At 77.5% G+C, this 7,744-nt stretch carries 6 protein-coding genes; all 6 read left to right on the top strand.

The window, feature by feature from the left end; translation table 11 throughout:
* A partial coding sequence (locus tag KSNIM_RS11730; protein ID WP_263103187.1) for a glycosyltransferase occupies nt 1–1,005 on the top strand: 1,005 nt, incomplete at its 5' end.
* Nucleotides 1,006–1,289: 284 nt separating this feature from the next.
* Nucleotides 1,290–2,774, top strand: a complete 1,485-nt coding sequence (locus tag KSNIM_RS11725) for a sugar transferase (RefSeq protein ID WP_263103186.1) — start codon at nt 1,290–1,292, stop codon at nt 2,772–2,774.
* Nucleotide 2,775: 1 nt separating this feature from the next.
* The gene (locus KSNIM_RS11720; protein ID WP_263103185.1) at nt 2,776–4,104 is read left to right on the top strand and encodes an O-antigen ligase family protein; all 1,329 of its coding nucleotides are present in this window, start codon (nt 2,776–2,778) and stop codon (nt 4,102–4,104) included.
* Nucleotides 4,101–5,813 (top strand): lipid II flippase MurJ, encoded by a 1,713-nt coding sequence (locus KSNIM_RS11715; protein ID WP_263103184.1) that lies wholly within the window; start codon nt 4,101–4,103, stop codon nt 5,811–5,813. The genes KSNIM_RS11720 and KSNIM_RS11715 overlap by 4 nt, the downstream gene beginning before the upstream one ends.
* Entirely contained in the window at nt 5,803–6,609 is an 807-nt protein-coding gene (locus tag KSNIM_RS11710; RefSeq protein WP_263103183.1) for a polysaccharide deacetylase family protein, read from the top strand. Before KSNIM_RS11715 ends, KSNIM_RS11710 begins: the two co-directional genes overlap by 11 nt.
* Nucleotides 6,606–7,742 carry a glycosyltransferase gene (locus tag KSNIM_RS11705; protein ID WP_263103182.1) on the top strand — a complete coding sequence of 379 codons (1,137 nt, stop codon included), beginning with the start codon at nt 6,606–6,608 and terminating at the stop codon, nt 7,740–7,742. Before KSNIM_RS11710 ends, KSNIM_RS11705 begins: the two co-directional genes overlap by 4 nt.
* Nucleotides 7,743–7,744 lie beyond the last annotated feature (2 nt).

Below are 7,744 nucleotides of genomic sequence, written 5' to 3'. Positions count from 1 at the left end.
GGGGCCGGCCGCGCGCCCGGCCCCGCCACCGCGGGGGAGGTGCGGAGGCTGCGCCGGATCGTGCGCGCCGCCGAACCGGACGTGCTGCACCTGCACAGTGCCAAGGCCGGGCTCGCCGGCCGGCTCGCTGTGCGCGGGTCCGTCCCGACCGTCTTCCAGCCGCACGCCTGGTCCTTCGCCGCCGTCGAGGGCGCGGTCGCGCGGGCCACCCGGCGCTGGGAGCGGTACGCCGCCCGGTGGGCGCACGCGTTGCTGTGCGTCAGCGAGCAGGAGCGGGCCGACGGCGCCGCGGCGGGGATCGCGGCAGCCTGGCGGGTGGTGCCGAACGGGGTCGACCTGGAGCACCACGGGCCCGCCGACGCCGCCGCCCGGCGGGCCGCGCGCGCCGCGCTCGACCTGGCCGGCGCCGGCCTGGACCCGGAGGCCCCGCTCGCCGTCTGCCTCGGCCGGCTCTGCCGGCAGAAGGGGCAGGACGTCCTGCTGGACGCCTGGCCGCGGGTGGCCGAGGAGCTGCCCGGCGCCGGACTGGCGCTGGTCGGCGGGGGCCCGGACGAGGCCGCGCTGGCCGAGCGGGTCCGGGCGCTGCCCGGGCCACGCCGGGTGCTGATGGCGGGCGGCGTGAGTGATCCGCGGCCCTGGCTGGCCGCCGCCGACCTGGTGGTGCTGCCCTCCCGTTGGGAGGGCATGGCGCTCGCCCCGCTGGAGGCGATGGCCGCCGCGCGCCCGGTGCTGCTCACCGATGTGCCCGGCGCCCGCGAGTGCCTGCCGCCCGGGGCCGCCGCACCGCCGGTGCCGCCCGGGGACGCGGCCGCGCTGGCCGAACGCCTGGTCGAGGAGCTGGCCGATCCGGTCGCCTGTGCGCACCGCGGCGGCCTGGCCAGGGCGCACGTGGCGGACCGGCACGACGTGCGCAGCACGGTCGAGCAGGTGGAGGCGGTGTACCGCGCCGTGCTGCCCGTGCGTCCGCCCGGTCGCCCGGATTCCCGTGTCCCCCACGGATTCTGATCGTTTATCCGACCGTGGGAGCCCCCGCGGGCCGCTGCCCAGTCCGCAGCCGCCGCCGGGTCGGGGGCGCCGCGTACGAGTCGTCCGACAGTCCGACCAGTGAGCAGGTGGCATGACACGGCACGTCAACTCGCCGCAGTGACAACGGCGATCGCTATTGTCTGATTTCGCCTGATTCGCACCTGTTCGGAGGGTCCACTTCGCCGCGCCCGGCACCGGGCCCGGTTCGGGCCGGTCGGCCGCCCCCGCGACCGCGGGTACACCACAGGGGAGTTCGCGCACCGATGACCATTGACCACGAGAGCGTGCCGCGGCCGGGGGGCCCCCTGTCGGCCCGGCGGCAGCTCGGCACCGAGCTGCTGGAGCGGCCCGCCGCAGGTCCCCGGGCGCGCCCGGCACCGCAGGTCGGCCGCCACCGCCGCCCGCTGCGCTCTCGGGTCGCCCTCCCGGCCGGACTCCTCGGCTGCGACGTCCTCGCCCTCGCCGCCGGCGCGGCCCTCACCGCCCCCGGCCCGCCGCCGCTGACCGCCGCGCTGCTCGGCCTGCTCCTCCCGCTCAATCTGGCCGGCGGCCTCTACCGCAGCCGCCTCACCGTCTCGGCCCTCGACGACCTCCCCGCGCTCGCCGGACGCGCCGCCGTCTCCACCGCGTTCGCGGTCACCCTGGCCGCCTGCCTCGGCCGGTTCGTCCCCGGCCCGGCGGCGTTGCTGAGACTCGCCGCGCTGCTCACCGCCTTCACCCTGATCGCCTGCCTGGGCCGGGCCGCCGCCTACGCCCTGCTGCGCCGCGCCCGCCGTCGGCGCCCCAGCCCCACCCTGGTGCTCGGTGCCGGCCAGCTCGGCCAGCGGATCGCCGCCGTCCTGCTCGAACACCGCGAGTACGGGCTGCGGCCGGTCGGCTACCTCGACTCCCAGCCCGTCCTGCTCGCCCCGGACGCCCCGCTGCGGCTCCTCGGCGGCCACGGCGCGCTGGAGAGCCAGATCCGCCGCAAGCGCATCCACCACGTGATCGCCACCGAGGGTGCCGCGGACGACGCCGCCACCGCCGCCGCACTGCGCACCGCCGCCCGGCTCGGCTGCCGGGTCTGGGTGGTGCCCCAGCTGCGCGAGTACGCGGCCCTCGGCCGGCGCGGCACCGACCAGCTGTGGGGCTTCCCGTGCCTGCCGCTGGAGCGCCCCGCCGTCCGCCGCCCCGGCTGGATCGCCAAGCGGGCCCTGGACATCGCGGCCGCCGGGTTCGGCCTGCTGGTGCTCTCTCCGGTGCTGGCCGCCTGCGCGCTCGCCGTCCGCTGCGACACCGGCCCTGGGGTGCTCTTCCGCCAGCAGCGCACCGGCCTCGACGGCCAGGTCTTCACCCTGCTCAAGTTCCGCACCCTGCGCCCCAGCAACGAGCACGAGTCGGCCACCCGGTGGAACATCTCCCAGGACCACCGGATGGGCGCCGTCGGCCGGCTGCTGCGCCGCACCTCGCTGGACGAGCTGCCGCAGCTGTGGAACGTGGTCCGCGGCGACATGAGCCTGGTCGGCCCCCGCCCCGAGCGGCCCTACTTCGTGATGCGCTTCGGCCAGGCCTATCCCGAGTACCAGGACCGGCACCGCGTCCCGGCCGGGCTCACCGGCCTCTCCCAGGTCAACGGCCTGCGCGGGGACACCTCCATCGAGGACCGGGCCCGCTTCGACAACCGCTACATCGAGAGCTGGAGCCTCTGGCAGGACGCCAAGATCCTGCTCCGCACCGCCGTCCTGATGCTCCACCCGGACGGGAGCTGACATGGCGTCAGGAGCGCTGCCCGCCCGCACCGCACCGCTGTCGCAGCGGTGGCGGCGGCTGCCCGCCGCGCCCCGGCCCGCAGCCGCGGCCGCCGCCGCCACCGTGCTGCTGGTCTGCGTGCCCACCGGGGAGAAGGACGTCACCGCCGCCGTCCACATCACCCCGGCCGACCTCGCCTCACTGCTGCTCGTCGCCCTCACCGCCGCCGACCTGCTGCGCGGCCGCGCCCGGCTGGACCGCACGGTCTGCCTGCTGTTCGGCGCGGTGGTCTGCGCGGCCGCCGCCGCCACCCTCGCCTCGATCGACCCGCAGGCGAGCACCACCGGCTTCGTCCGACTGGTGCAGATCTTCGTGCTGGTGCCCGCCGCCGTCGCCTGCGCGCTGCGCACCCGCCGCGACCGCCGGCTGGTGCTGGGCGCCTTCGTCGCCGCCGCACTGGTCGAGGGGGCGGTCGGCGCGCAGCAGTACCTCACCCGCACCGGCGCCTCGTACGCAGGGCAACCGGTGCGCGCCGTCGGCACCTTCGGCGCGCTGGACATCATGGCGATGTCCACCGTGGTCAGCTTCGGACTGCTCGCCGCACTCGCCCTGGCGCTCGGCGAGCGCGGCCCCGGCGGCCGGCCCGCCCTGCGCCGGGCGCTGTACGCCGCGGCCGCTCTGCTGACCTTCCCGCTCGCCGTCTCCTTCAGCCGCGGCAGCTGGATCGCGTGCGCCGCGGCCGTCGCCGTGCTGATGCTGCGCGCCGACGCCCGGCTCGCCCTGCGCTGCGCCGTGATCGGCGCTGCCGCCGCGACGGTCCTGGTCGGCGGCCTCGGCCTCGGCGCCTCCGGCGTCGCCGAGCGGCTGGGCAGCATCGGCTCCGTGCAGACCGCCCCCGACCAGTCGGTCAGTGACCGCTACGACCTGTGGGCCACCGCCGAACGGATCTGGCAGGACCACCCCGCCACCGGCGCCGGGCCGAAGGCCTTCCAGCAACTGCGCGACAGCCACGCCCCGCTGCGCCTCTCCTCGGGCAGCGACGCCGAGGACGCCACGATCGGCTTCCGGCGCGAACCGCTGCTCTCACCGCACAACATGTACTTCCTGGTGCTCAGCGAGCAGGGCCTGCTGGGCATCACCGCGTACGCCGCGCTCTTCCTCGCCCTGCTGACCGGCTGCCTGCGCCGGGCCCGCGGCGACGCCCCGGCCGCGCTCGCCCTGCTGGTCTGGATCCTGGTCGACTTCCTCTACGCCGACATCGGCGGCACCACCACCGTGCTGACCTCGGTGGTGCTCGGCCTCGCCGCCCGGGCCGCCTTCCCCGGCCCTGCGGACCCGGAGGCACGATGAGCGGCGACCGCCCGACCGCGACCGCCCAACCCGGCCGCAGCGCCGTCCCCGGCCCCCGGCACGCGGCCGCCCGGCCCCGGCGAGGCGGCTTCGTCGCCCGCGCCTTCGGTGTCACCGCGGTCCTCAGCGCCGCCGGCTCCGGCCTCGGCCTGCTCCGCGACCTGCTGCTCGCCCGGTACTTCGGCGCCAACCAGGGCACCGACGCCTTCCTCGTCGCCTGGACGGTGCCGGAGACCGCCGCGCCGCTGCTGATCGAGGACGCGATGGCCTTCCTGATGGTCCCGGCGTTCAGCCTGGCCCTGGTGCTGCGCGAGGAACACCCGCACGGGCCCGACCCCGTCCGGCAGTTGGTGCGCGCCACCCTGCCCCGGCTGCTGCTCGCGCTGTGCACCCTCACCCTCGCCGCGGCGGTCGGCGCCGGCCCACTGGTGGGCCTGCTCGCCCCCGGCCTGGCCGACCCGGCGCTCGCCGTCACCTGCACCCGGATCACCGCCCTGACCGTGCTGCCGTTCGGCGTGGTCGGCTACCTCTGCTCGATGCTCCGCGCCCACCACCGGTTCACCGCCCCGGCCTGCATCTACGTGGCGTACAACCTGGGCATCCTCGCCGTGCTGCTCGGCGGGCACGCCCTGCTCGGGGTGCGCTCCGCCGCGCTCGGCGTCACCTGCGGCAGCCTGCTGATGGCCGGGCTGCTGCTGGCCGCCGCCCGGCGGCTGCACGGCACCCGGCGGACGGGCCGTCCGGCCCGCGGCGCGTCCGACGGCGGCCTGCTGCTCATCCCGCTGGCGATGCTGCCGGTCGCGGCCTTCACCCTCACCCGGCAGGCCCAGGTCTTCGTCGAGCGCTTCCTCGGCTCCGGCCTGCCGCCGGGCACCATCTCGCACCTGAACTACGCCGCGAAGGTCTCCCAACTCGCCATGACGGCGGGCATCCTGATCGTCACGGTGACCTTCCCGCTGGTTGCCAGGGCGCTGGCCGCCGGCGACCTCGCCGCCGCCCGCGACCGGGTGGAGAAGGACCTCGGCCAGGCCGCCGCCGTCGTCCTGCTCGGCACCGCCTTCCTGATGGCCTGCGCCCCCTCGGTGGTGGCGCTGCTCTTCCAGCGCGGTGCGTTCGGCCCGCACGACACCACCGCCACCGCCGAGGTGATCCGCGTCTACAGCTTCGGCCTGCCCGCCCAGGCGCTGATCGGCGTGATGGTCCGGCCGTTCTTCTCGCTGCGGCCCGTCGTCCGCCGGGCCGGCGACCCGCAGCCGGCCGGCTCCCGGCTGAGGCCGCTGGACTGGTACCCGGTCGCCGCGATGGCCGTCGGCCTGCTGGTCACCGCCGGCGTCGGACTCGCCGCCACCCCGCGGTACGGCGCGCTCGGCCTCGCGGCCGGCAACGCGGCCGGCATCACCACCGCCGCGGTGCTCCTGCTGCGCGGCCTGCTGCTGCGCGGCATCGCGCTGCGCCTGCGCCGGGTGCTCGGCGGCCAGGCCCGGCTGCTCGCCGCCGCGGTCGGCGCCGCCGCGGCCGGTACGGCGGCCGCCTCCGGCCCGTCCGCGCCGCTGCCGGCCACCCTGCTCGGCGGTCTCACCGTCGCACTCGTCTTCGCCGGGCTCGGCACGGCCCTCGGCGCGCCCGAGGTCCGTGACCCGGTGCGCGCCCTCCTGCGGGCCGCGGGTCCGGTCACCCAGGCTGCTGAGAGGAAGCCCCATGGACGCTGAACCGGCCCGCGGCCCCGCCCTGCCCGCCCGGCCACTCCCGGCCAGGACGGCGCCGTGGATCCTGATGTACCACTCGATCACCCACGAGGAGCACGACCCGTACCTGCTCACCGTCAGCCCCGAGCGGTTCGCCGCCCAGATGGCCTGGCTGGCCCGCAGCGGCCGGCGCGGGGTGAGCGTCCGCGAACTCCTCCGCGCCCGGACCGCGGGCGCTGCCGCCAAGCTGGTCGGCCTGACGTTCGACGACGGCTACGCCGACTTCGCCCGGTACGCCGTGCCGGTGCTGCGCCGGCACGGCTTCACCGCGAGCGCCTACGTGGTGCCCGACCTGCTCGGCGGGCAGAACGGCTGGGACCCGGACGGCCCGCGCAAGCCACTGCTCACCGTCGACCAGGTCGTCGAACTCGCCGCCGCCGGCTGGGAGATCGGCTCGCACGGGCTCTCCCACCGGGCGCTGCCGGGCCTGTCCGCGGACGAGCTCGCCGACCAGGCGCAGGGCAGTCGGCAGGCCCTGGAACAGCTGGTCGGCGGCCCGGTCACCGGCTTCTGCTACCCGTACGGGGCGGTCGACCGGCCCGCCGCGGAGGCCGTCCGCGACGCCGGCTACCAGTACGCCTGCGCCATCGAACACGGCGAGCTCACCGGCCGGTTCGCGCTGCCGCGCTGCTACGTCGGCGACCGCGACGGCGCGCTGCGACTGCTCGCCAAGCAGGGCCGCCACCACTGGCGGGACGCCGTCACCGGCCTGCGCGGCGCCGCCCCGGTGCCCGCCGCCCGCCAGGAGGCCGCCCGATGAAGGTCCTGCACGTGGTCACCGGTCTCGCCGCCGGCGGCGCCGAGCGCCAGCTCCACCTGCTGCTGCGCCATCTGCCCGACCGGCACCACTGCGAGGTGGCCACCCTCACCAACCCGGGCACGGTCGCCGAGGCGCTGCGCGCGGACGGCTTCGCGGTGCACGAGCTCGGCATGCGCGGCAACCGCGACCTCGCGGTGCTGCCCCGGCTCACCCGGCTGATCCGCGCCCGCCGCTACCAGGCTGTGCACACCCACCTCTACCGCGCCGGACTGTACGGCCGGCTCGCCGCCCGGCTGGCCGGCGTGCGCACCGTGCTGGCGACGGAGCACTCGCTGCACCCCGGGGTGATCGAGGGCCGGGCCGCCGGCCGCGGCGTCCGGGCGCTCTACCTGGCCGCCGAGCGCCTCGGCCGGACGACCGTCGCCGTCTCCGGGCAGGTCGCCGGGACCCTGCACGACTGGGGCGTGCCGCCGCACCGTGTCCACCTGCTGCCCAACGGCATCGACGCCGCCGGGTACGCCGTGCCCGCCCGCACCCGGGCCGCCGTGCGGGCCCGACTCGGCCTGCCGGAGGCCGCGTTCACGGTCGGTGCGGTGGGGCGGCTGGTGCCCGGCAAGCGCTTCGCCGTGCTGGTGGACGCGGTCGCCGCCCTGGCCGCCCGGCCCGGCCCCGACACCCGGCTGCTGCTGGTGGGGGCGGGGCCGGAACGCGCCGCCCTGGAGTCGCAGGCCGCGCGGGCCGGGGTGGCCGCGGTGTTCACCGGCGAGCGCGACGACGTCCCCGAGCTGCTCGCCGCCATGGACGTGCTGGCGGCTCCCTCGACCGAGGAGACCTTCGGGCTGACGGTGCTGGAGGCGTTGGCGGCGGGCCTGCCGGTGCTGCGCACCGCCTGCCCTGCCCTGGACGTGCTCGGCCCGGATGCCGCCCCCGGCGCCCGCCGGCTGCCGTCCACCGCCGGGGCCTACGCCGAGGCGCTGGACGGACTGCGCGCCGCGCCCCCGGGCCGGCTGCCGCCGCCGCCCGCCGTCCACCACTACGACATCGCGCGGATCGCCGCCGAACTCGCCGACCTCTACGACCGGCTCGGCCCCGCCCGTACCGCGCCGCCCCGACCGGCCGCGCTGCGGGTCTGAAC

Source organism: Kitasatospora sp. DSM 101779 (genome assembly GCF_025655475.1).
Taxonomy (GTDB): Bacteria; Actinomycetota; Actinomycetes; order Streptomycetales; family Streptomycetaceae; genus Kitasatospora.
The sequence above is the reverse complement of the archived record's forward strand: the minus strand, read 5'-3'. Positions and strand labels throughout refer to the sequence as shown.